This window comes from Actinomyces lilanjuaniae, assembly GCF_003606385.1.
Taxonomy (GTDB): Bacteria; Actinomycetota; Actinomycetes; order Actinomycetales; family Actinomycetaceae; genus Actinomyces; species Actinomyces lilanjuaniae.
Genome location: NZ_CP032514.1, coordinates 2381401 through 2405576 on the forward strand (window position 1 = coordinate 2381401; position 24176 = coordinate 2405576).

Below are 24176 nucleotides of genomic sequence, written 5' to 3' on the forward strand. Positions count from 1 at the left end.
CTTCCCCGGTGCCCTGCGCTCGGGCCCCGGGAAGAGCGGGCGGGCACCTCAGGAGACGTCGGCAACGGCGCCCATCAACTCAGCCATCAACGTCAGCTGGTCCCGGCTGAGGCGGTCCAAGAGGTGACGGCGAACCCCGTCGAGGTGGACCGGGGCCACCTCGCGCAGGAAGGCCAGCCCGGCCTCTGTCAGTTCGCAGTTGACGCCGCGCCTGTCCGAGGGACAGGCGACGCGCACCACATAGCCCTCCTTCTCCATCCGCCTCACAGTGTGCGTCAGACGCGAGCGGGAGTGACTGACGTCGTCGGCCAGGGCCGACATGCGCATCGAGCGGTGAGGGGCCTCGGACAGACGCACGAGGATCTCGTACTCGTGCATGGAGATGCCGCACTCGGCCTCAAGGTCGTGGTTGAGTCGGGCGATCACCAAGGTCGAGGCGGCTAGGAAGGAGCGCCACGCCCCCATCTCCACCCCGTCCAGCCGACGGTAGCGATGCTCGCCCTGGCCCCAGGAAGACGGGGGCTGCTGGCCACAGGACTCCTCTGGCTCATGTACCTCCTGGTCAGAGGACTCAGGGGGCGCAGGGGACTCTGTCTGCGTGGTCACTGTCTGGGTCGCGACCAACGTACCCGCTCCTCTCCCGCTCAGCTCCCGCTGCAGCCCCTGCCGGAGCGCGCCCGGAGCCGAGCATCCATTCCTACCTTTATAGCACCTGCTACCTGCGTGAATGTGTTCTTCCAGCCACGCGGACGTGCACCCGAGCACAGGGGGAAAGGGAGACAAAAGCTCGCAGAAACAAGAACGGCCCCCAGCCTGGGGCTGGGGGGACCGGTCCCACTTACCCGCCGCCCCGGCAGGGGGCGAAGGACGGTACAAGAACGCGCTCAGCGGGTCTCCCGGTGCTGCGTGTGCCGTCCACACCGGGAGCAGAACTTGGACAGGGTAAGGCGGTCTGGCGTGTTGCGTCGGTTCTTCTTCGTAATGTAGTTGCGCTCCTTGCACTCCGAGCAGGCCAGAGTGATCTTGGGGCGAACGTCGGTGGACTTGCTGGCCACGGCTGTCTCCTCTGCATAGATCCTCGAGCAGCTGCTGACGCGCTCGAAGCTGACGTAGCGGGGGAGGGACTCGAACCCTCGACCTCACGATTATGAGTCGTGCGCTCTAACCAGCTGAGCTACCTCGCCAATCGGACACGGACGGGAGCCCTCCGCCCCGCCGCGCCAGAGCCCCGAAAGGGAATCGAACCCTTGACCTTCTCCTTACCATGGAGACGCTCTGCCTACTGAGCTATCGGGGCAACGAGCCGAATCGTAGGCAGACCAGAAACGCTCGCGCAATCCAGCCCCCGTGGCTTCGCTCACTGCTGCACCACCTCACCCGGGTGGCTCATGACCACCGAGGTGGCCACAGTGGCGGGTGAGGGATTCGAACCCCCGTAGCATTCCGCGGCTGATTTACAGTCAGCTCCCATTGGCCGCTCGGGCAACCCGCCGTCACCCACGCTCCCCTGAAGCAGGTCACGTGGTGCTGTGGAAGGATAACAAGGTCGGCAGACGCGGCGCCAATCAGCGCTGTGGGACCCTTCTCACACCCGCCAGATCCATGGCACGATGGCCCGACCAGCCCGGGCCGCCCCACGGCACCACCTCCCGGGAGAGGCCCGCAACCGCCACAGCACAGGCTCCGCACCGTCCCCGCAGAAAGGCACTCACACCATGGCATCCGAATCCTCCTTCGACGTCGTCTCCCGCCTTGACCGCCAGGAGGTGGACAACGCCGTCAACCAGTGCGCCAAGGAGATCTCCCAGCGCTACGACTTCCGTGGCGTGGACGCTTCTGTCTCCCTGGACGGAGACGTCATCACCCTGGAGGCCACCAGCCCCGAGCGCGTCCTGGCCATCCTGGACGTCCTGGAGTCCCGGCTCTTCCGCCGCGGGGTCTCGCTGAAGGCCCTCGATCTGGGGGACCGCGAGCCCCGCCCCCAGGGCAGGCTCTACCGGCTGGTCTGCCCGCTGCGGGAGGGGCTGAGCCAGGAGGTAGCCAAGCAGGTCACCAAGGCCGTGCGCGACCAGGGCCCCAAGGGGGTCAAGGCCACCATCCAGGGCGACGAGGTCCGGGTCTCCTCCAAGTCGCGCGACAGCCTCCAGGCAGTGATCACCCTGCTCAAGGAGCTCGACGTGGACGCCGCCCTGCAGTTTGTCAACTACCGCTGACAGTGAGGGGCACCTCACAACCACACGTCGAAACCACTAAGCAGAGGATGATCCTTAGAGATAACCTCTAAGCGGTTCTCGGCGTCAGGCCGAGCCCTCTGTCCCTACTCAGCATCAGCAGGTAGATCCACCATGACTCACCCCACTCCCCCAGGCTCTCCCAGCCCGAGCGGCCTTCCTCCCTACACCGCCAGCCAGCCCTCTCCGGCAGCCGCTTCGCCCAGGAGGCGCCGCAGGCTGTGGATACCTGTCACTCTGGTAGCCGTGCTAGTCCTGGGGGCAGTCGCCGCAGGCGGCATCTACCTGGCTACCCGTACCCCCTCCGTGCCTGCTACGGAGGCGCAAGCCGACCAGTGCATCGACTCCCCCTCAAACGAGAAGCCCGTCGTGGTTGACTGCGACTCCGAGGACGCTGTGTACCGGGTGGTGGCCAACCTCTGGTCAGAGGGCATGACCGACTGCGTCGACGCCCCGGGGACGGAGGCCGTGTTCGAAAAGCTCTGCCTCATCCCCAAGGACAACGACCCCGAGCAGGCGCTGAGCACCGTGGAGGAGGGGGGCTGCCTCACCATTGATGACATTGAGGCAGACTCCCCTGACGCTACCAAGAGCGACTGCGTTCCAGGCGCCTACCCGGTGCAGGCTGTCCTCCACCACATCGACCAGTTCTCCCTGGCGACCGCAGGCATCACCACCGAGCACCCATGCGCTGAGGCGGGAGTCGAGTCGGGGAGCTCCTTCGCGTGGTCGTTCAACCACTACACCATGTTCGGCATCTCCCAGACCGACTACGACTTCGTCTTCTGCCTGGGTGAGCCGCAGGACTAGCCCGTCTGGCTGCAGTGGCGCCTGGGCGTCCCCGGCGCTGTCCCCGGTGCTACTGCCCCGGCCTCTCTCTCATAACAGCTGAATCCTCACAGGTGTACCGGGTCCTTACAGATGACTGACGTGCTCGTCGTTCTGTGAGGACCCGGTACACCTCGGTGCAGCATGTAGCCAGTCCAGACCCTCAGCCTGGGGGCTCGTCCGGCGGTGCCGTCAGGCGAGCCCCCAGGCTCTCTGCCAGCTGCCCGGCCCACCGGAGGTAGTCCTCCTGCCCTCTGCGGCTCAGGCAGTACAGCAGGTTGGACAGCCGGTCCACCAGCTCCCAGGCGTCACGCCGAGCCAGCAGGCGGCGCACTTGCTCGTCATGCTTCTCGCCACTGCCCCCGGCGCCCTCACAGTCCCTGACCAGGTTCCTGCCCTTGTCCGCGGCCTGCGACCGAGCCAGTCGGCTGCGAGCCGCCACGTAGCAGGAGACCATGTCCGTGACTGCCTTCCGGGACAGGTGGGCGTACCAGGGCCCGCCCGTCACCTCTCCTCCGATGAGGGCCAGGTCCTTGGCTGGGTCCCCTGGCCCTGCCCACTCCCAGTCAATAAGCCGGGGGATACCACCGGTGCCCACGACCACGTTGGTGACCACCAGGTCCCCATGGATGAGCGGGTGCAGGGGCACCCCCACCGTCACCGGGTCGAGGGTGACCAGCGCCCGCCACCACGGGGCAAGCAGACGCGAGACCCGAGGCTCCTCCAGCACGTCGGGGTGGTGGGACCGCCACCACCCCAGGACCGCCTCGGCCTCTCGCAGGGCACCGGGGTGACGAGCCTGACCGGGCTGGAGCCGAGATCCAGCCGTCCCCTCCCCGGCCGTCTGCGCCCCTCCCAGCAGGTGGTGCAGACGGGCCACCTGCTCTGCCAGGGCACAGGCCAGACGGGGTGTCCACTCCTGCCCAGGTACGACCCGCCCCGGCACGTAGGTGGTCACCACATAGGGGGCACCCAGGGCGTTGTCACTGTCCTCCTCCAGGGCCACACCGTGCGACCCCAGGTCCGGTGGCACACGTGACAGCGCCTCGTACTCCCCTCTCAGGGAGCGGGGCCGCTCCTCGGCGGGACGACGCACCACTCGCACCACGCGTGGCGGTTGGCGCGCTCCCTGCGCAGCCTCCTCTGCCCGTAGCAGCCAGGCGGTGAAGCTCTCGCCAGCCCCCAGCCGGGTGACCGACACGGCTGCGGGCTCCACGCCTGAGACTCGCCCCGCCCTGACCTCGCGCTCAAGACGTGAGGCGAAGTCAGCAGAAAAGTCAGCAGAGCCTGTCAGGGCTGGCAGCGTCCGGGCACCATCCACCCACCCTGTCCTACCACAGGCCCACCACGGCCCCGCCGTTTATGCCAGGCAGGCACGCGGGGAGGCCTCCGCCGCCTTGCTGTCAGTACGCTGTCAGTACCCGGCCATCCTCTCCAGTCGAGCGATGCGCTGGTCCATGGGCGGGTGGGTGGCAAAGAGGTTGCGCACGCGCGAGCCAAAAGGGTTGGCAATCATCATGGCCGAGACCGGCTCGACCTTGGGGCTGGGGGCCAGCGGGGCGGCGTTGACGCCGGTCTCCAGCTTTCGCAGGGCACTAGCCAGCGCCAACGGATCGTGCGTGAGGACGGCACCGTCGTGGTCGGCGTCGAACTCGCGCGTGCGCGAGATGGCAAACTGCGTGAGGGCGGCGGCCATCGGCGCGAGGAGGGCCAGCAGCATGACGACGACAACGTTGCCGCCGTCACGGCGGTCGCGGCCTCCCCCGAACCACAGCGCCATGGTGGAGACCGAGGAGATAACTCCCGCGATCCCCGCCGCCACCGAGCCGGTAAGGATGTCCCGGTTGTACACGTGGGACAGCTCATGCCCCAGCACCCCACGCAGCTCGCGGTCGTTAAGAAGCTGAAGGATGCCCTGGGTACAGCACACAGCGGCGTGCTGGGGGTCGCGTCCGGTGGCAAAGGCGTTGGGGCTCACCGTGGGCGCCACGTAGAGCCTGGGCATCGGCTGCCCGGCCGAGGTGGACAGCTCACGCACGATGGCGTACATCTGCGGGTACTGGGCCTCGGAGACCTCAATCGCCCCCATGGAGCGCACCGCGATCTTGTCGGAGTTCCAGTAGGCGTAGACCGTCTGGGCCACGCCGATAAGCGGCATGACGAACAGCCAGACCGACGACCCTGTGCCCTGGGCCAGGACGTACCCGATCAGAATGAGCAGACCCCACATGCCACCCAGGAGGATGGCGGTCTTGAGGCCGTTGTAATGGCTCGTCCCGTTCATGGTTGAAGGCTATCAAAAGCCTGTACGTATATCCTGACCCCTCCCTGTGAGCCAGCAATGTCCGAACCTCCGGCAGGCTCCTAGGCACCACCTGCCACGCCTCCAGGAACAGGTTAAAGCAGCGGGTCCAGGTGGGAGTCCTCGACAGGCTCCTGCCGAGGGACAGCGGCCAGGAATACGCCGGTCAGGAGCAGGCCGGTCAGAGATAGGCCTCGTAGGCGGGCAGGTCAAGGACCCCGTTTCCGGACAGGCCGATGAGAATGACCTCGCCCTGCCTCGCCTCGCGGGCGTACTCCACAGCGGCTGCTACGGCGTGGGTGGACTCTGGGGCCGGGACGATTCCCTCGCTGCGGGCAAAGAGCAGGCCTGCGGCGAAGGCGTCCTCCTGGGAGACAGCGACACCGTCCATGAGGCCCAGGTGGACCGCGTGGGAGACCATGGGGGCCATGCCGTGGTAGCGCAGGCCCCCGGCGTGGATGGCAGGCGGCACGAAGTCCGCCCCAAGGGTGTACATCTTCATCATCGGGGTCGTGCCAGCGACGTCTCCGACGTCGTAGCGGTACTCCCCCTGGGTGATCGTGGGACACGCCGCGGGCTCGCAGGCGACGACACGGCTGCTGGCGCCCTCGGTGAGGTTGCGCCCGATAAAGGGGAAGGACAGGCCCGCCAGGTTGGAGCCACCACCAGCGCAGCCGAAAACGACGTCGGGCTGGTCCACCCCGGCCTGGCGCAGCTGGGCCACAGCCTCCAGCCCGATCACCGTCTGGTGCAGCATGACGTGGTTGAGTACCGACCCCAGGGCGTAGTGGACGTCATCGCTGGCCGCAGCCACCTCGACCGCCTCGCTGATGGCCATGCCCAGGCTTCCAGTGGTCTGCGGGTCCCGGGCCAGGACGTCCCGGCCCGCCCGGGTCAGGTCAGACGGTGAGGAGTGGCAGGTCGAGCCGTAGACCTCCATCTGGTAGCGCCGGTAGGGCTTGGACTCGTAGGAGGAGCGTACCTGCCACACCTCACAGCTCATCCCGAACAGGGAGCAGGCCAGGGCCAGGGAGGCGCCCCACTGCCCGGCCCCGGTCTCCGTGGTCAGCCGGGTAGTTCCCTCCTGGGCGTTGTACCAGGCCTGGGCGACAGCGGTGTTGGGCTTGTGCGAGCCAGCCGGGCTGACCCCCTCGTACTTGTAGAAGATCCTGCCCCGGGTACCCAGTGCCCGTTCCAGGCGGTCAGCGCGGATAAGCGGGGAGGGACGCCACTTGGCGTAGACCTCACGCACTGCCTGGGGGATCTCGATGAAGCGCTCGGTGGAAAGCTCCTGGTTGATGAGCTCGCGAGGAAACAGGTGCTCAAGGTCCTCCGGGCGCAGCGGCTCACGCGTCCCCGGGTGCAGGGGAGGTGGCACGGGCTCAGGGAAGTCCGCCGCGAGGTTGTACCAGTGTGTGGGGGCAAGGGAGCCGATCGGTGTGGTCATCAAGGTCTCCTGAGTCTTCAGATGCGACCTGGCACCCTGAGGGGATCCTGGTGCGCGGGCAGAAAGCCGTCAGGATACCTCTGTACCCTCGAGCAGGTCGGCCACGGAGCCGGTGGCCATCCCCAGCGCCTCGCCCACGCCACGGGTGTAGAGGACGCCCCCGTAGGTGGTCAGGCCCCGGGCCAGGTCCGGCCGGGCTGTACAGGCCTCCCGCCAGCCCCGGTCCGCCAGGACGGTGACGTAGGGCAGGGTGGCGTTGGTCAGCGCGTAGGTAGAGGTATGGGGGACGGCCCCGGGCATGTTGGTCACGCAGTAGAAGGTGACCTGCTCCACCTCAAAGGTGGGCGCGGCGTGCGTGGTCGGGCGGGAGTCCTCAAAGCAGCCTCCCTGGTCAATGGCGACGTCCACCAGGACACTGCCCGGGCGCATGGCAGCCACCATCTCACGGGTTACCAGGTGGGGTGCCCGCCCCCCGGGCACCAGGGCGGCGCCGATGACGAGGTCTGACTCGGCACAGGCCTGGGCCACGTCCAGCGCCGTGGAGAAGCGGGTACGGATCTGTCCGCCGGAGACCTCCTCGATGTAGCGCATCCTGGTCGGGCTGATGTCGAAGACGGTGACGTCGGCACCCATGCCGTGGCTGACCTGGGCCGCGCACAAGCCTGCGGTCCCACCTCCCAGGACCGCTACCCGTCCCCGACGCACCCCCGAGGCACCGCCCAGGAGCACCCCGGAGCCCCCGCTGGGCCGCAGCAGCTGGTCCGCACCGACCTGGGCAGCCAGGCGCCCGGCGATCTCGGACATGGGGGCCAGGAGCGGCAGGGAGCCGTCGTCAGTCTCGACCGTCTCGTAGGCGACGGAGGTGATCTCGCGAGACAGGAGCTCCTCGGTCAGCCGCCGGTCAGCGGCCAGGTGAAGGTAGGTGAAGAGCACCTGCCCGCGACGCATGTGCTCGTACTCGCACGCCACCGGCTCCTTGACCTTGAGGACCAGGTCCGACTCCGCCCACACCCGTGCAGCCCCCTCTACCAGGACCGCCCCTGCCGCAGCGTAGTCCTGGTCCGCGATCGCCGATCCCAGGCCCGCACCCGTCTGGACACGGACCTCGTGCCCGCGCTGGACCAGCGCGTGGACACCGGCCGGAGTGATCGCGACGCGAAACTCGTTGTCCTTGACCTCAGTGGGGATACCGACTCGCATGGGCCTGCCTTCCGTCAGCGGGGGGCAGCCGACACCCGGCCCCTGCGGCCAGCGCGGCTGGATGACGCGTCCTGACCGCGCACCGGCCGCCAGGCGGCCGGTGCGCGGTCAGGTAGCCGATTCTACGTTGTCCTGGAGACGGTGGGCGACGCGGTGAGGTACACGGTCAGCCTCCGGCTGGCCGATCAGGTCGTCAGGGACCTCCGTGGAGCGCGAGACCGCGGTCATAGCCTCTCGGGCGACCACCTTGACGCGCTCGCGCGGGCCCCGGCCACCCTCGACCTCACCCCAGGCACTGCCAAGCTCGCGCTCGTAGGCGTCCAGCAGTTCCCACCCCTCCCACGTGGTATAGGGCACGCCGCGCTCCTCCAAGAGGGCGACCAGGGCGTCGTGGCCGACCTGGGAGTCCTCCTGCGCGGTCGCGTGGAGAAGCCCGGCGCGGGCATCGGCCACCAGGTTGGCGACAGTCTCCTGGGCGTCAGACTTGGTGGAGCCAATAAGACCCACCGGCCCGCGACGGATCCACCCGGTGGCGTAGACACCGGCGAGCGGCTGGCCGTCCTCTGCGATGACCCGTCCACCCTCGTTGGGCAGCACATGGCGCTCGCGGTCGAAGGGCAGTCCCTCCACCGGGGAGCCCGCGTAGCCCACGGCCCGGTAGACCGCCTGGACCGGCCAGTCCCGGAACTCGCCGGTTCCCACGACGCTGCCGTCCCCGGTCAGGCGAGTGCGCTCGGTACGCAGACCAGTCACGTGCCCGGCCTCGTCGGTAAGAACCTCAGTGGGAGCCTGGAAGAGGTGGATGTGGATCCGGTGGGGGGCAGTGAGGTCCTCCGGCTCCTGCATCGCGTAGCCCTCCAGCGCCTTGACCACCTGGCGCTGCTGGTTGGAGGCGGCCAGGGCAGCCTGGGAGCCCTCGTCGTACTCGAAGTCCTCCTCGTCGACGAGGACATCGACGCCGGGCTGCTTCCCCAGCTCCCGCAGCTCCAGGGGGGTGAACTTGACCTGGGCCGGGCCACGGCGCCCAAAGACATGGACGTCCGTGGTCGGCGCCTCCCGGAGGACCTCAGCCACGTTCTCCGGGATCTCGGTGGTCATGAGGTCTGCCGGGTGCTTGGCCAGCACCCGGGAGATGTCCAGGGCGACGTTACCCACCCCAATGACCGCAACCTCCGTGGCACTGAGGTCCCAGGTCCGGGGGTGGTCCGGGTGCCCGTCGTACCAGGAGACGAAGTCCGCGCCCCCGTAGCACTCAGGAGCCTCCACGCCCGGAATGTCCAGAGGGGCGTCAGTGTCGGCCCCGGTGGCGAAGATCAGGGCGTCGTAGTGCTCGTGCAGCTCAGCCACGGAGACGTCCCTGCCGACCTCCACGTTGCCGATCAGGCGGATGTCGCCGCGTTGAAGAATCTTGTAGAGCGCCACGATGATCTGTTTGATCCGGGGGTGGTCCGGGGCGACCCCGTAGCGCACGAGGCCGTAGGGCGCGGGGAGACGCTCGAACAGGTCGATGGACACGTCCAGCCCAGACTTGACAAGAATGTCTGAGGCGTAGATGCCGGCGGGGCCTGCGCCGATAACGGCAACGGAGAATGGGCGTGGAGTCGGTGTCGTCGGTGTCGTCAATGTCGGTTTCCTGTCAGGTGGGACGGGGCCAGGGTCCTCACCGTCCTGGGGCAGGTACCCGGGGCACAGACCTGTCTTTCCTGTCCTTGCGCCAGGTCAGGGGCTGCACAAACACGTCGAACGTGTCACGAGGGCGGTACCGCGAGACGGCTCGGAGGCCTCCCTAGTGTAGGGACTGACCCGAGCTCAGGACAGCCTTACCCGGACAGGTCCCCGTCACACGGCCTGCAGCCCGACACGGCCAGTGCCACAGGCGCATAGGCAGTCGAGCCGCCTCCGGAGGCCGGGTCCACCAGGGTGAGAGCAGGCGGCGGGACCGGCAGTGCTGCCGACGGTCGCTGCCGATAGTCGCCGCTGACGATACCGGTGAGGATGCTAGGCGGCTCGGTCCACCAGGAGCCGGGCAAACTGCTCCATGCTGTCGCGCACATGGCTGACCCGCTCCTGGGCGTCAGCCACGGCAGCCTCCACGGCGCGGGGGTCGGTGACCTGGCCGGCAGCCAGTCGCTGCCTGGTGCCCTCCAGGACGGCGTCGTGCAGCCCGCCCAGGACCTCCACGGCGTCCCTGGCCCACTCCATCGCCATGCTCCGTGTGCGCTCAAGGACCGGGTGGCTGCGCAGACGCATGACGACGTCGGCCAGCACCGTGTCGTCACCCAGGTCGGCGGTGGACAGGGTGGACAGGATCGACTGCCCGGCGGCATCGAGCTCGCCTGCGGCCAGCGCCTGGCGCAGGAGCAGCACGGGCATCGTGTCCACGCCCTCGCGCAGGTCCGTTCCCGGGGTCTTGCCGGTCGTCTCCGAGTCGCTGATGATGTCAATGACGTCGTCAGCCAGCTGGAAGGCCACCCCGATCTTCTCACCGAAGGCCTCCACCACGTGCTCGGTGCGCCTGCCGGCGCGGGTGAGCATGGCACCGTAGCGGGCGGAGACAGCGATGAGGGAGCCGGTCTTGTCGGCCAGGACCTGGACGTAGTGCTCCACCGGGTCGGTGCCGGCGGGGCGGGGCAGGGTCTCGTGGAGCTGTCCCATGCACAGGCGCTCAAAGGTCTTGGCGTGGGCGAGCACCGCCCGCGGTCCCAGGCCGGCCACAAGCTGGGAGGCACGCGCCACCAGCACGTCCCCGGTCAGGATCGCGGCAGAGTTGCCCCACACCGTCTGAGCGCTGGGGGCGCCCCGTCGCAGCGGCGCCTCGTCCATGACGTCGTCGTGGTAGAGGGTAGCGATATGGGTCAGCTCCACGGCGACGCCTGCGTCGCGGACCTCGTCACCCGCCGCCAGCCCAGGATCCCCCAGCTGTGCGGTGAGGAGGGTCAGTACCGGCCGCAGACGTTTGCCCCCCGCCTCCGCCAGGTGGGAGGTAGGCGGGTTGATCGTCTCGTCTGCACTGGTGACTACCTCTAGGAGGCGGTTCTCGACAGCCTCCAGGGCCGGGGTGATACGTCCCTCCAGCTGGGGGGCGCTCAGGGGCATCGATCCGATCACAGCAGGAGCATAGCCGCCTAGGCGAAGAGTCCGAACGCTGCCTGCGGGAACACGCCCAGCAGCACCGTGACCACCACGGACACGGTCACCGCCGTGGTCACCATCCCCTGGCTGTCCACCACGACCGTGTCCTGCCCGTCCTCCCCCCGGGGCGCGTGGAAGAACATGAGCACGACAAGACGCGCGTAGAAGAAGGCCGAGACGGCCGAGCAGGCCACGCCCACGACGACCAGCCAGGTGCCCCCGCCCAGGACACCTGCGGCGAAGAGGTAGAACTTGGCCATGAACCCGGCGGTGAGAGGAATTCCGGCGAAGGACAGGAGGAAGACCGTCATCGCCCCGGCAGCCCACGGGCTGCGCCGGGCGAGTCCCCTGAAAGAGTCCAGGTCGCTGGCCTCGGCACCCACCGCACCGTCATGACGTGTGCGCACCAGGGAGATGAGGCCAAAGATACCCACGGTGGACACCCCGTAGGTCAGGGCGTAGAAGGTCAGCGGCGCGACAACCAGAGGATTGTCGGTAATGACAGCGATCAGCATGAACCCGGCGTGGGCGACGGCCGAGTAGGCGAGCATGCGCTTGACGTCCTTCTGGACGACACCGACCACGGTCCCTAGGACCATCGTGGCTACTGCAACCGTCCACAGGAAGGGGGCCAGCTGTGCGCTCAGCGGACCCACCACCATGTAGAAGAAGCGCAGCAGCGCGAAGAAGGCCGCCGCCTTGACCCCGGCGGCCATAAATCCGGTAACCGGTGTCGGTGCACCCTGGTAGACGTCGGGGCTCCAGGCGTGAAAGGGCACAGCCGCGATCTTGAACAGCAGGCCCACACAGACCAGAACCAGTCCGGCCAGGAGCAGCCACCCCTCCTGTGCACCCGCCTCGCCCTGGGCGGCTAGGGCGATCGTCTCGTAGTCCACGGCGCCGGACAGCCCGTAGAGAAAGGCGGCCCCCAGTAGCAGGAAGGCAGAGGCGAAGGCGCCCAGGACGAAGTACTTCAGCGCCGCCTCCTGGCTCAGCAGACGGCGGTGCCGGGCCGTGTCCGCCATGATGTACAGCGGCAGGGAGACCATCTCCAGGACGACGAACAGGGTGATGAGGTCGCTGCTGGCCCCGAAGAGCATCATCCCGCCCAGCGAGAGCAGAGCCAGCGGAAAGACCTCGGTCGTGGTCCAGCCCGCGTGCAGGGACTCTGACTCCTCGGCGCTACCGGGACGATCCGCTGCCTGGGCGGCGAAGGCACCGTCACCGACCTCGGTGCGGTCAGCCATGACCAGGACGGACAGGAACCCGATGACCAGCAGAACCGCCTGACTGGACAGGGCAAAGGGGTCCTCAAGGAGCCCGGCCGCGGTGCGGGAGGGACCTTGGAGGTTCATCTGCTCGAAGCGCAGGGTCAAAGCAGCCCCGGAGGCCAGGACAGCCGCCACGCTGAGCAGGGTCTGGGTGGCCAGGCGGGCGCGGCGTGGCACGAACGCCTCCACCAGGACCCCCAGGACCCCGCCGCCAAGGACGATGAGGACCGGGGTCAGGGCTCCCCAGCCGATTACAGGACCGGTGAAGGTCACGTCAGGCTCCCTTCCGTGGCTCGGGCAGCGGTGCGTGTTCGTGCAGGGGCTGCTGCCCCGCGGAGGCCGTGACCTGCGCCGTCGGCTGGCTCACGACCGTGCTGGCCTGCTCCCCGACGTCGTCGAGGAGGTCGGTCAGCGGTGCCGGGACCAGGCCCAGGGCCAGCATGGCCCCCACGACCGGGACCAGCACCAGCCTCTCACGGCCCTCCAGGTCCCCCAGCCCCGTCCTGTCCGGGGAGGGGGCGCCAGTGAAGACCCGCTGGTAGGGCAGCAGGACGTAGACGGCCGCGATGACGACACCGGTCACCGCTGCCACCCCCAGGGGCACCGACACGGAGAAGGTCCCGGTCAGCACCATCCACTCCGGGACGAAGCCGGACAGTCCCGGCAGGGCGATCGAGGCCAGCCCGGAGACCAGGAAGGTCCCCGCCGCCACTGGCATCACACGAGCTAGCCCGCCGAGCTCGGAGATGTTGACGGTCCCGGTGCGCCGGGCGACAAAGCCGGTCACCAGGTAGAGGCCGGCGATGCTCAGGCCGTGGGCGACCATGTAGACCATGGCCCCGGTGGCGGCCACCTGGCTCCCGCTGAAGATACCCAGCACCATGAACCCGAAGTGGCTGACAGAGGTGTAGGAGATGAGGCGGTAGAGGTTGTCCTGGGCGACAGCGGCCAGGCCGCCATAGATGATTGAGACCAGGGCCAGCACCACCACGACCGGGGAGGCCCATCGGGAGGCCTCAGGAAACAGGGGCAGGACCAGGGTGACCATCCCGTAGGTGCCGATCTTGTCCAGCACCCCGATGAGAAGGACAGAGGTGCCGGGTGTGGCCTGCTCGGCGGCATCAGGCAGCCAGGTGTGCAGGGGGACCATGGGTGCCTTGACAGCGAAGGCGATAAAGAAGCTGAGGAACAGCCAACGGGACATGGTCGGGGACAGGGTCAGGTTGCCCGCCATGGTGTCGATGAGGAAGCCGACCTGGTTCTCGGAGGTGTAGATAGCCAGCATGACTACGCCCAGGAGCATGACCAGGCCCCCCGCCAGGGAGTACAGGAGGAACTTCAGGGCTGCGCGCTGACGCCCTGGTCCGCCCAGGCACCCGATGAGGAAGTAAACCGGTACCAGCATCGCCTCGAAGCAGACGTAGAAGAGGAACAGGTCACGTGCGCTGAAGATGACCACCACGAAGGCCTCCAGGGCCAGGACCAGGCCAGTGAGAAGGGCCTGACGCTCCTGGGGGACCTCCTTCCAGGAGGCCAGCAGCACCACCGGTACCAAGACGGCGCCCAGAAGGAGCATGGACAGGCCCAGACCGTTGACACCAAGAGCCCAGTAGGCACCGAAGGAGGGAATCCAGGGGGTGGTCTGCGCCAGCTGGACCGTCCCCGCCTGGGACAGGTCGAACATGCTCAGCGCCCACACCCCCACCGCGAGCACGGCCAGGGACACGGCCAGGCCCAGGAGGCGGGCGTAGCGGCGCAGAGGAGGCAGGAGCCACAGGAGGGCAGCGCCTGCCAGGGGCAGGACCGCCATGATGGTCAGGACGGGCAGCGTTGCGGGAAGAGTCTGCATGTGGCGGTGTCCTCTCAGAGCCTGCTTGCCAGGACGGCGGCCAGGGCAAGGACGGTCCCGCCCAGCATGTACCCGGCGTAGGAGCGCACGTACCCGGACTCGGTACGCCGGAGAAGGCTGCCCGCGGCCGAGGCGGTGACGGCGGCCCCCTCCACGGCCCCATCGACGACGTAGCGCTCGGCGGCCCGCGTGGCCGCGACGAGCCCCTGGCCCGGGCGCATCGCCACGGCCTCGTTGAGGGCGTCCTGGTACATGTCGTGGCGTGCCGCCTCCACCAGGACGCTGCCCGGCTGGACCACGGTGGGCACCTCACGGCGCGCGTACATGACCCAGGCGACCAGCGCCCCCAGGAGCACCAGCGCCAGAGTACCTCCCATGATGAGCGTCACAGGAAGGACCGGCTCGTGGGCGGAGTGGTCCACGTGCCCGGTGACCGGTTCCAGCCAGGTGGTGAAGGCCTCCCCCTGGCTGAGCAGTCCTCCCAGGCCCAGGGAGAAGACCGACAGGACGATAAGCGGGAGGGTCATGAGCCATCCGGACTCATGAGGGTGGACCTCTCCCTCCAGGTCGCTGCTCGTGGTCCACCGGGCCTTGCCGTGGAAGATCATGAAGAAGAGGCGGGACATGTAGAAGGCGGTCAGGCCCGCGCCCAGCAGTGCGACCGTCCCCAGGACCCAGGGCTGAGCACCCTCCCCGGTAAAGGCGGCCTCAATGATCCTGTCCTTGGACCAGAAGCCTGAGAAGGGAGGAACTCCCAGGATGGCGAGCCAGCCGATACCCATCGTCACCCAGGTGACCCGCATAACCCGGTACAAGGCGCCAAAGCGCCGCATGTCCACCTGGTCGCCCATGGCGTGCATGACGCTGCCGGCACCCAGGAAGAGCTGCGCCTTGAAGAAGCCGTGGGTCAACAGGTGGAAGACGGCGACGGCGTAGCCGGCGGGTCCCAGGCCTGCCCCCAGCATCATGTAGCCGATCTGGCTCATCGTGGAGGCCGCCAGGACCTTCTTCATGTCGTCCTTGGCGCAGCCGATGACGGCTCCCAGCACCAGGGTGAGGGCGCCGACAGCGGCTACGGCCACCTGCACCTGCGGCGCCCCCTCCAGGATCGGCCCGGAGCGGACCATAAGGTAGACCCCCGCGGTGACCATGGTGGCAGCGTGAATGAGGGCGGAGACCGGCGTAGGGCCGGCCATGGCGTCGCCCAGCCAGGCCTGGAGCGGGAACTGGGCCGACTTGCCGCAGGCAGCCAGGAGGAGGAACAGACCGATCGCCGTCAGCCACCCGGACGAGACCTCTCCTCGGGCTGCGGCAGGCAGGACGGTGTCGAAGGCGACCGAGCCTACCTGCGACACCAGGGCCATCATGGCCAGCAGCAGGCCCAGGTCGCCGACACGGTTCATGACGAAGGCCTTCTTTGCGGCAACAGCGTTGTCCACGGCCTTCTCCCGCTGGGCACGGGGGGCGTCCGCCTCTGCGGTGTTCCAGAAGCCGATGAGCAGGTAGGAGGCCAGTCCCACGCCCTCCCAGCCGACAAACACGACGACGTAGCTGTCGCCGAGCACCAGCGTCAGCATCGCGGCGACAAACAGGTTGAGGTAGGCGAAGAACCGGCGCCGGTCGCGGTCGTGACCCATGTAGGCCACGGAGTAGAGGTGGATCAGGAAGCCCACAAAGGTCACCAGCACCACAAAGGTCAGGGACAGGGGGTCCACCCGCAGCCCGACGTCCACGGACAGGTCCGCGGAGGAGAACCAGTGCCACAGGCTCACACTGAGGACACGCTCCTGGGAGGGCAGGGCCAGGACCTGGGCCAGGAGCCCCAGTCCCAGGCAAGCGGATACCAACGAGGCCAGAAGACCCAGCCAGTGGCCCCAGGAGTCACTGCGCCGTCCTGCCAGCAGGAGCACCGCGGCGCTAGCCGCCGGCACGGCGACGAGAAGCCAGGCCAGCCCAGCCAGGCCGGTGGCCGGCTGGGCCACGGCCACCGTGTCCGCCGCCAGCACCGGAGAGACCGGGGTAAGGACCCGGGGGGGCACGGGGACGCAGGCAGCCGCGGACGCCGCGGAGGCGATACCGGTCGCAACAGTCATGTCAGTCCTCTCAGCCCTGTCAGCTCTTGAGCAGGTTGACGTCGTCAACCGACGTGGACCTGCGGGTACGGAAGATGGACACGACGATGCTCAGGCCCACTACGACCTCCGCCGCAGCCACGACCATGACGAAGAAGGCGAAGACCTGGCCGGTGAGGTCGCCGTGAAGACGGGAGAAGGTCACCAGGACGAGGTTGACGGCGTTGAGCATGAGCTCGACACCCATGAGCTCGATGATCGCGTTGCGCCGCAGCAGCACGGTCAGCGCACCCAGGGTGAACAGGACGCAGGCCAGGACGATGTAGGCAGCGATAGGAAGAGTCACTGGTCCCCCTTCTCCTTCTCCTCGGTGTCCTCCTCGGCGGCCTCAGCACCCTCGGCCGCCTCCTGCCCGGATGCTGGGCTCTGCGAGGTGTCACGCAGCACAGGTGAGGGTGCCACCGGCTGCTCGACGACAGGCGGGGCCTGGCCCGGCATAGAGGACATCCCGGACCGACCCACTGCTGAGCCGTCGCCAGAGCCGCCTGCGGCCTCCTTCCCTGTGGTCCGGGAGCCGGCCTGGCGTTCAAGAACCTCTCCCGCGCGCTGGGCCACCCCCATCTCAGGGGAGACCTCCGACAGCTCCATGCCCTGGCCACGGGCCCGTAGGACGCGCGGCACGGACTCAGTCACCTCCTGACCGTCAGCACCCAGCGCCGGGGCGGCCACGGTGTTGGTCGAGGCGTAGACACCCGGGACCGGCTTCTGCCCCGGGTGCGCCCCGGTGGCGGCGTAGGCCCGCATCTTCTCCTCGGCTATCTCGGCCTGGCCGCGTCGGGCACGGACCCGCTGGCGGTGCGTCAGCGTCAGGGCGCCCACGGCAGCGACAACCAGGAGGATCCCCGTCAGCTCCATGGTCACCACGTGGTCCCCGAGGAGGACCTCGGCGATCCGGTCCGGAGTAGAGGCGTCTCCACCCTGCAGGCCCGTCGCAGCCGGGAGGGGGGAACGGTGCAGGACGGCAGCCAGGAGGGTCGCCAGCCCCAGGCCCAGCAGGCCGATGAGAGGGAGCTGGTAGGAGCCCCCGGCACCCGCCACAGGCTCCTCCCCGCCCACGCCCACCAGCATGATGACGAACAGGACCAGGGTCATGACCGCCCCTGTGTAGACCACCACCTGGGTCATGCCCAGGAAGGGCGCCTCGTTGGCGATGTAGAGGACGGCCAGAGAGATCATGATGCCGATCATGTTGACAGCCGCCACCACGGCACGCCTGGCGGTGAGCACCCCCAGGCCGCAGGCCACCGTGACCAGGGCGACCACGACAAGCAGGACGCTCTCCCCTACCGACAGGGTGCCAGCCTCGCTCAGGGCGGTAGGTACTGCGGCTGAGACAAAGGAAGGCACCGTGACAGAGGCGGTGACGGCGGTGATAGACGACACGAGGGACGAGGCGGCAGACGGCACGGCAGCTGCCAGGACCAGGGCTAGGACGGGAAGGAGGCTCATCGCGCGGCCTCCCTGGCCACGTCGGACCCGCTGCCAGGACCGTCACCGGCGACCGGGCGGGCAGTGGACAGGGTGGGGTCCTGGGGGCGGGCCTGTCTCACCCAGTCGATCTGCGCCTGGGTGGGACCGGTGACCGCGCCCCGGTAGTAGTCGCCGTCCTCGGTCCCCTCCACCATCGGGTGCGGAGGTGCCACGGCGCCTGCGGGCACGGGAGCCAGGAGGTCGTCCTTGTCGTAGATGAGGCCGGTGCGAGTGGGGCCGACAAGCTCGTCGAAGTCGGTGGACATGGTCAGAGCACGCGTCGGGCAGGCTTCGATACACATGCCGCAGAAGATGCAGCGCAGGTAGTTGATCTGGTAGACGCGCCCGTAGCGCTCTCCCGGCGAGTACTGGGCCCCCGGCTCGTTGGAGGCCGCCTCCACGTAGATGGCGTCGGCCGGGCAGGCCCAGGCGCACAGCTCGCAGCCAATGCACTTCTCCAAGCCGTCGTCGTAGCGGTTGAGCCGGTGGCGCCCGTGGAAGCGGGGCATGACCTGGGCCGGCTCACGGGGGTACTGCTCGGTGACGACCGGGCGGAACATGGAGGAGATCGTGACCCCGTACCCGGCGACGGGAGCAAAGACCCGTGCCAGGAGGGAGGGGGCGTCACGCTGCCACCGGTCGTGGTCGGAGCCGCCCTGGGACTGCGGGCCGGAGGGGCCGCGAGGGGCGGTGGGCTGGTCAGTCATCAGGTCCCTCCTGGGCGTCGGCCGTGAGGTTGGTGGTGGACGACGGCAGTGCCGCTGCGTCCTGGGAGGATCGGTGCGAGGAGAGGTGGCCGTCCTGGTCCCGCACCCTGCCACGCCGGGCTCGCGGGGATGGCGGAAGGTGCTGGCCGGGCAGGGGCGGCACAGGGTAGCCGCCGACAAAGGCCAGGTGCTCCTCCCCGGGGACAGTCACCTCGGCCAGGTCGCTGTCATCCCCGGTACGCGCACCGATGAGCTGCGGCTCCTCAGTCCCGTCCTGCTCCTGGCTGTCAGGCAGCAGGAAGAGAACCACCATGGCCACGAGGAAGACGACGGCGAGCACCAGCAGCAGCGACTGCACCGAGACGCCGGAGAAGGTGCGGTAGGCCTGGACCACGGCTACGAGCACGAACCAGGCCAGGGACACCGGGATGAGGACCTTCCAGCCCAGCCTCATGAACTGGTCGTAGCGGATGCGCACCAGGGTTCCACGGGTCCAGATCATAAAGAACATGACCACCCACACCTTGGCAACGAACCAGAGCATGGGCCACCACCCGCTGTTGGCCCCCTCCCAGAAGCTGGCCAGGAGCACCGACCTCCAGCCTCCCAGGAACAGGGTGACGCACACCGCCGAGACGTTGAACATGTTGATGTACTCCGCCAGGAAGTACCAGGCGAACTTCATGGAGGAGTACTCCACCATGTGCCCGGCCACGAGCTCACCCTCCGCCTCTGGCAGGTCAAAGGGGAGACGGTTGACCTCTCCGACCATCGAGATCACGTAGATGACAAAGCTGGGGAGCATGGCCACCGCCCACCAGACCCTCTCCTGCGCGGAGACGATGCCGGAGGTGGACATCGTCCCCGAGACCAGGAAGACAGTGAGGATAGACAGGCTCATGCTCAGCTCGTAGGAGATGACCTGGGCGGCGCTGCGCACAGCCCCGAACAGGGGGTAGGTGGAGTGGGCAGACCACCCCCCCAGGATGATGCCGTAGACCCCGAAGGCGGTGATAGCCAGGATGTAGAGGACGGAAGCGGGGAAGTCGGTCAGCTGCAAGGGGGTGGTGTGGCCGAGGATGCTCACCTGGGGTCCGAAGGGGATGACCGCGTAGACCATGAAGGCGCTGAACGCGGCAATGACGGGAGCCAGGAGGTAGATGGCTCTCTCGGCCCCCCGCAGCCAGAAGTCCTCCTTCAGGATCAGCTTGCCCGCGTCAGCGACCGCCTGGAGCAGCCCGAAGGGGCCGTTGACGTTGGGACCCAGCCGGGTCTGCATCCGGCCGAGCCCGCGCCGTTCCACCCACAGGACCATAAGGACGCTGAGGATGAGGAAGGCGACGATGAAGACCGCCTTGATGACGGTGAGCCACCAGGTCTCCTGAGAGAAGTCGGCGGCCACGCCTCCGGCACCCGGCTGGGTGGCAGTCGCGAGGAACTGGGTCGTAGTCACCTGGGGACCTCCGCACTGGTTGAGACGCTCACGTAGGAACCGTGCCCTGCCGCCAGGGTCTGGTGCACGACAGAGCCTGCTGAGCACTCCGGCAGCCACACGGAGCCGTCAGCCACACCACCCACGACAGCCGGCAGCGTGACCGCCCCCGCCTCCGTGGAGACCGTGACAGGCTCGCCACCGACCAGCCCCAGCCCGGCAGCAAGATCTGCCCCCACGCGTGCCACCGGGCGCATGGCGGTGGCAGCCAGGAAGGGCTCGCCCTCCAGGAGGCGCCCGGCGTCCAGCATGGGCTTGTGCGTGGCCAGCACCGCAGGCAGGGCGTTGCCTGGCGCCACGTCTGCTGAGACCTGGTCCGCAGCGTCCACGGCGGCGGGAGCCGACGACGCCGAGGAGGAGCGGGAGGCGCCGTCCCCCGGCCGCCCCTGGGTTTCAGGGACGCTGACAGTGTCAGGCCGTACCCCGTCCCACAGCCCCAGCTCGGCGTAGGTGGCGTGGACAGCCTCCAGGCTGTCCACGCCCAGGTCCGAGCCCATCTCCGCAGCCAGCATGCCCAGGACCTGGCGGTCGGTACGCGCGCGAGAGACGTGGGCCTGGCCGAAGGGACGCACTCGCCCCTCCCAGTTGACAAAGGTCCCGTTCTTCTCCACGGCCGGCGCGACGGGGAGGACGACGTCGGCGTACCTGCTGACCTCGGTGCGACGCACCTCCAGCTGCACCAGGAAGCCAGCACCGCTCAGGCCCCTGTCAGCCAGACCGGGGTCGGGCAGGTCCCGCAGGTCCACGCCACCGACGACAGCGCCCTTGAGACTGCCGTCCTCCAAGGCGGACAGGATGGCTCTGGTGTCACGTCCTGGTGCACAGGGAAGGTGGTGGCCCTGCTCCAGGCCCCACGCCTGCTCCACCTGCGTCCGGGCAGCGGTGTCGTCCACGGGCCTGCCCCCGGGCAGCAGGCCCGGCAGCAGGCCTGCCTCCACACCACCACGCTCGCCGGAACGACGCGGGACCCAGGCCAGCCGGGCACTGGTGGCCCTGGCCAGGGTATCCACGGCGGTGAGCAGTCCCGGTACCGCAGCGGCCCGCTCCCCCACCAGGATCGTGGCGCCCTCGGACGACAGCGCCTCTACCAGCCCTGGGTGGCTGGTACTAAGGCCCTCCACCACCCGGGTCTCCTGCCCGGGAGCGCTAAGGACCACGGTCGCGTCCAGCTTACGGGTCCCCCTGGTCAGGCTGGTCGCCACTGTCGCCACCGCGACGCCTCCGGAGCGCACCCCCTTGCGCAGTCGCAGGAACAAGGCTCCGCACTCGTCCTCGGGCTCCAGCGCCACCAGAAGCACCTGCCCGGCCGTCTCCAGGGACCGGTAGGTCACCGCTCCCAGGCCGGTGCCTGCCACCCGGGCGGTCAGGAAGGACTCCTCCTCGGCGCTGTGGTCGCGCACACGCTGGTCGATGTCGTTGGTCCCCAGGACGGCCCGGGCGAATCGGGACCAGGCCCAGCCGTCCTCCAGGGTCAGGCGCGCCCCGGGCAGCAGCCCCACACCGCCGTCGGCCACGGCCTGGGACAGGCCGCGGGCGGCCACGTCCAGGGCGTCAGACCAGGAGGTGGGGACCAGCTCGCCGGTATCCTCCTCGCGCACCAGCGGCACGGTGAGACGGTCCTCCTGGGAGGACCAGGGGAAGGCAAAGCGGTCCTTGTCGGTGATCCACTCCTCGTTGACCTCAGGGTCATCGCCTGCCAGGCGCCGCAGCACCACTCCGCGCCGCATGTCCACCCGGATAGCGGAGCCGGAGGCGTCGTGCTCGGTCACCGAGTCGGTAGAGACCAGGTCCGTGGGCCGGGCGCGGAAGCGGTAGCGGGCGCTGGTCAGCGCGCCGACAGGGCAGATCTGGATGATGTTGCCTGAGAAGTAGGAGGCGAAGGGACGGCCGGAGACGTCCAGCTCCTCAGCACCGTGACCGAGCCCAGGACCTGCGGCCAGGCCGCCGACCACGGCGGGGTCTCCCCCGGGGCCCGTGGCGGAGCCGTCCCCGGCCAGCCCGTGCGCACCGCGGATGGTCTGCTGGTCCGCCTGGCCCGTGTCCCCCGGCTGCCCGGCGTGGTGGGGGTCGTGGAAGTCGAGCACCTGGGTGTCGAAACGACCGATCTGCTCAGAGTACAGTCCCCCGGAGTGCTCGGCACGGCCGTCCATGTCCACGCACGGGTGCCCGCCGCCACGCCCTTGCAGCGCGATAAAGGGGTCGCCGGGAATCTGGTCGGCGAAGCGCACGCAGCGCTGGCACAGGATGCAGCGGTCCCGGTCCAGCAAGATGTTGCTGGTCAGGCGCAGGGGCTTGGGGAAGGTCCGCTTGACGTCAGTAAAGCGAGTGGCCGACTGGGCACCCGAGGCCATGAGCTCTAGGGCCTGGTTCTGCAGCGGGCACTCCCCGCCCTTGTCGCACACGGGGCAGTCCAGGGGATGGTTGACCAGGAGGAACTCCATGGTCCCGGCCTGGGCCTTCGCAGCGACCGCGCTGGTGGCCTGGGTGGAGATCTCCATCCCCTCCATGGCGGTCATGGCGCAGGAGGGCTGGGGCTTGGGCATGGGGCGCACGACCCCGTCGCGCCCGGGCATAGCCACCTCTACCAGGCACTGACGGCAGCTGGCGGAGGGAGCCAGCAGCGGGTGGTCGCAGAACCGGGGGATACGCACCCCCACCTTCTCTGCCGCGCGGATCAGCAGCGTGCCCTTTTCCACGGTCACGGGCATGCCGTCGATGGTTATCGAGACCATCTCGACGGCAGGCTCGCTAGCAGGCGTGGTCGCAGTCGTCTGGGTCATAGCTCACCGTGTGCTTTCGAAGGTGGAGGAGGCGGCGTAGGGGAAGAGCTCGCTGGCAGGCGTGGTGTAACCCGCCTCGAACTCTGTGCGGAACCTCGCGATACCGGACAGGACCGGAGTGGCTGAGGCGTCGCCCAGGGCGCAGAAGGAGCGGCCCGCGATGTTGCCCGCGATGTCCTCCAGCTTGTCCACGTCCCCGGGCAGGCCCCGTCCCGCCTCCAGGCGCAACATGATCTGGCGCATCCAGTAGGTGCCCTCGCGGCAGGGTGTGCACTTGCCACAGGACTCGTGCTGGTAGAACTCGGTCCACCGGGTCACCACGCGCACCACGGAGACGGTGTCGTCAAAGACCTGGAGCGCCCTGGTGCCCAGCATGGAGCCGGCACCGACGACGGACTCGTAGTCCAGGGGGACGTCGAGCTCCTCAGGACCGAAGATCGGGGTCGAGGACCCTCCCGGGACCCAGAACTTCAGCTCGTGGCCGGGACGGACACCGCCGGAGAGCTCGATGAGCTCACGCATGGTAATGCCGAAGGGGGCCTCGTACTGGCCAGGGCGGACGACGTGCCCGGAGACGGAGAAGATCCCGTGCCCCTTGGACTTCTCCGTGCCCATGGCCGAGTACCACCGGGCTCCCCGGGCCAGGATCCCCGGGACAGAGGCAATGGTCTCCACGTTGTTGACTACTGTGGGCCTGGCGTACAGGCCCGCCACCGCCGGGAAGGGGGCTTGAGGCGGGGGTGGCCCCGACGCCCCTCCAGGGAGTCCAGCAGGGCGGTCTCCTCACCGCAGATGTAGGCTCCCGCGCCCGCGTGGGCGGTGATACGCAAGGGCTGGTGCCCATCCAGCCCGAAACCCGTCTCCAGCAGCCCCGCCTCGGCGGCCTCGCGCACCGCAGCCAGGAGGCGACGATAGACATGGGAGACCTCTCCGCGCAGGTAGATAAAGGCGTGGTCGCAGCCGATGGCGCGCGAGGTGATGGCCACGCCCTCCACCAGCGCCTGAGGGTTGGCCATGAGGGTCGGGATGTCCTTGCAGGTCCCCGGCTCGGACTCGTCGGCATTGACCACCAGGTAGCGGGGACCCCCGTCAGGCGGGGGCAGGAAGGACCACTTCAGCCCGGTGGGGAACCCCGCGCCCCCGCGCCCGCGCAGGCCGGACTCCTTGACCAGCTCTACCAGCTCCTCGGGGGACATGGTCAGCGCCCGCTCCAGGCCCTGGTAGCCGCCGTGGGCACGGTAGGTCTCCAGGGTCCAGGACTGCTCGACGTCCCACAAGTCGGTGAGCACCGGGGTCAGGGTGCCCGCAGCGGTGTAGCCGAGCTCCACGGCCTCC

At 68.7% G+C, this 24176-nt stretch carries 18 protein-coding genes, 3 tRNA genes and 1 pseudogene; 2 read left to right on the plus strand and 20 right to left on the minus strand.

The window, feature by feature from the left end:
• Positions 1 to 48 precede the first annotated feature (48 nt).
• The 5 genes from D5R93_RS10190 to D5R93_RS10210 all read right to left on the minus strand — a co-directional run bounded on the left by D5R93_RS10190 (position 49) and on the right by D5R93_RS10210 (position 1492).
• A complete protein-coding gene (locus D5R93_RS10190) occupies positions 49 to 624 on the minus strand; it encodes a MarR family winged helix-turn-helix transcriptional regulator (RefSeq protein ID WP_243106713.1) in 576 nt (191 codons plus the stop codon).
• Positions 625 to 884: 260 nt separating this feature from the next.
• A complete protein-coding gene (rpmG, locus tag D5R93_RS10195) occupies positions 885 to 1055 on the minus strand; it encodes a 50S ribosomal protein L33 (RefSeq protein ID WP_119836633.1) in 171 nt (56 codons plus the stop codon).
• 55 nt (positions 1056 to 1110) lie between these two features.
• A tRNA-Met gene (locus tag D5R93_RS10200) sits at positions 1111 to 1184 on the minus strand.
• 40 nt (positions 1185 to 1224) lie between these two features.
• A tRNA-Thr gene (locus tag D5R93_RS10205) sits at positions 1225 to 1297 on the minus strand.
• A 113-nt stretch (positions 1298 to 1410) separates the two neighbouring features.
• Positions 1411 to 1492, minus strand: a tRNA-Tyr gene (locus D5R93_RS10210).
• Between the two features lie 223 nt (positions 1493 to 1715).
• On the opposite strand from D5R93_RS10210, the gene D5R93_RS10215 reads away from it, so the two are divergent.
• Together D5R93_RS10215 and D5R93_RS10220 are read left to right on the plus strand one after the other, a co-directional pair.
• On the plus strand, positions 1716 to 2213 hold the full coding sequence (locus tag D5R93_RS10215) for a YajQ family cyclic di-GMP-binding protein (RefSeq protein WP_120205057.1): 498 nt from the start codon (positions 1716 to 1718) through the stop codon (positions 2211 to 2213).
• A 132-nt stretch (positions 2214 to 2345) separates the two neighbouring features.
• Positions 2346 to 3041 (plus strand): hypothetical protein, encoded by a 696-nt coding sequence (locus D5R93_RS10220; protein WP_162933920.1) that lies wholly within the window; start codon positions 2346 to 2348, stop codon positions 3039 to 3041.
• A gap of 181 nt (positions 3042 to 3222) precedes the next feature.
• Here D5R93_RS10220 and D5R93_RS10225 read toward each other — a convergent pair whose 3' ends face one another.
• The 15 genes and pseudogenes from D5R93_RS10225 to nuoF form a co-directional block, all read right to left on the minus strand.
• Positions 3223 to 4380 (minus strand): phosphotransferase, encoded by a 1158-nt coding sequence (locus tag D5R93_RS10225; RefSeq protein WP_243106714.1) that lies wholly within the window; start codon positions 4378 to 4380, stop codon positions 3223 to 3225.
• Between the two features lie 93 nt (positions 4381 to 4473).
• Positions 4474 to 5343 carry a zinc metalloprotease HtpX gene (htpX, locus tag D5R93_RS10230; protein WP_119836636.1) on the minus strand — a complete coding sequence of 290 codons (870 nt, stop codon included), beginning with the start codon at positions 5341 to 5343 and terminating at the stop codon, positions 4474 to 4476.
• Between the two features lie 199 nt (positions 5344 to 5542).
• A complete protein-coding gene (locus D5R93_RS10235) occupies positions 5543 to 6808 on the minus strand; it encodes a TrpB-like pyridoxal phosphate-dependent enzyme (protein WP_120205061.1) in 1266 nt (421 codons plus the stop codon).
• A 69-nt stretch (positions 6809 to 6877) separates the two neighbouring features.
• The gene (gene ald / locus D5R93_RS10240; RefSeq protein ID WP_120205064.1) at positions 6878 to 8008 is read right to left on the minus strand and encodes an alanine dehydrogenase; all 1131 of its coding nucleotides are present in this window, start codon (positions 8006 to 8008) and stop codon (positions 6878 to 6880) included.
• A gap of 108 nt (positions 8009 to 8116) precedes the next feature.
• Positions 8117 to 9631, minus strand: a complete 1515-nt coding sequence (locus tag D5R93_RS10245) for an FAD-dependent oxidoreductase (RefSeq protein WP_120205066.1) — start codon at positions 9629 to 9631, stop codon at positions 8117 to 8119.
• A gap of 375 nt (positions 9632 to 10006) precedes the next feature.
• Positions 10007 to 11116 carry a polyprenyl synthetase family protein gene (locus D5R93_RS10255; RefSeq protein ID WP_120205071.1) on the minus strand — a complete coding sequence of 370 codons (1110 nt, stop codon included), beginning with the start codon at positions 11114 to 11116 and terminating at the stop codon, positions 10007 to 10009.
• Positions 11117 to 11133: 17 nt separating this feature from the next.
• Positions 11134 to 12684 carry an NADH-quinone oxidoreductase subunit NuoN gene (gene nuoN / locus D5R93_RS10260; RefSeq protein ID WP_120205074.1) on the minus strand — a complete coding sequence of 517 codons (1551 nt, stop codon included), beginning with the start codon at positions 12682 to 12684 and terminating at the stop codon, positions 11134 to 11136.
• A gap of 1 nt (position 12685) precedes the next feature.
• Positions 12686 to 14260: an NADH-quinone oxidoreductase subunit M gene (locus tag D5R93_RS10265; RefSeq protein ID WP_120205076.1), complete on the minus strand. Its 1575-nt coding sequence runs from the start codon at positions 14258 to 14260 to the stop codon at positions 12686 to 12688.
• Between the two features lie 14 nt (positions 14261 to 14274).
• Positions 14275 to 16353 (minus strand): NADH-quinone oxidoreductase subunit L, encoded by a 2079-nt coding sequence (gene nuoL / locus D5R93_RS10270; protein ID WP_120205078.1) that lies wholly within the window; start codon positions 16351 to 16353, stop codon positions 14275 to 14277.
• A gap of 19 nt (positions 16354 to 16372) precedes the next feature.
• Positions 16373 to 16678, minus strand: a complete 306-nt coding sequence (gene nuoK / locus D5R93_RS10275) for an NADH-quinone oxidoreductase subunit NuoK (protein ID WP_119836644.1) — start codon at positions 16676 to 16678, stop codon at positions 16373 to 16375.
• Entirely contained in the window at positions 16675 to 17841 is a 1167-nt protein-coding gene (locus D5R93_RS10280) for an NADH-quinone oxidoreductase subunit J (RefSeq protein ID WP_120205080.1), read from the minus strand. The genes nuoK and D5R93_RS10280 overlap by 4 nt, the downstream gene beginning before the upstream one ends.
• Positions 17838 to 18569, minus strand: a complete 732-nt coding sequence (gene nuoI / locus D5R93_RS10285) for an NADH-quinone oxidoreductase subunit NuoI (protein WP_119836646.1) — start codon at positions 18567 to 18569, stop codon at positions 17838 to 17840. Before nuoI ends, D5R93_RS10280 begins: the two co-directional genes overlap by 4 nt.
• Positions 18562 to 20022 (minus strand): NADH-quinone oxidoreductase subunit NuoH, encoded by a 1461-nt coding sequence (gene nuoH / locus D5R93_RS10290; protein WP_119836647.1) that lies wholly within the window; start codon positions 20020 to 20022, stop codon positions 18562 to 18564. Before nuoH ends, nuoI begins: the two co-directional genes overlap by 8 nt.
• On the minus strand, positions 20019 to 22841 hold the full coding sequence (locus tag D5R93_RS10295) for an NADH-quinone oxidoreductase subunit G (RefSeq protein WP_120205083.1): 2823 nt from the start codon (positions 22839 to 22841) through the stop codon (positions 20019 to 20021). The genes nuoH and D5R93_RS10295 overlap by 4 nt, the downstream gene beginning before the upstream one ends.
• Positions 22842 to 22844: 3 nt before the next feature.
• A pseudogene (nuoF, locus tag D5R93_RS10300) lies at positions 22845 to 24169 on the minus strand (NADH-quinone oxidoreductase subunit NuoF).
• Positions 24170 to 24176 lie beyond the last annotated feature (7 nt).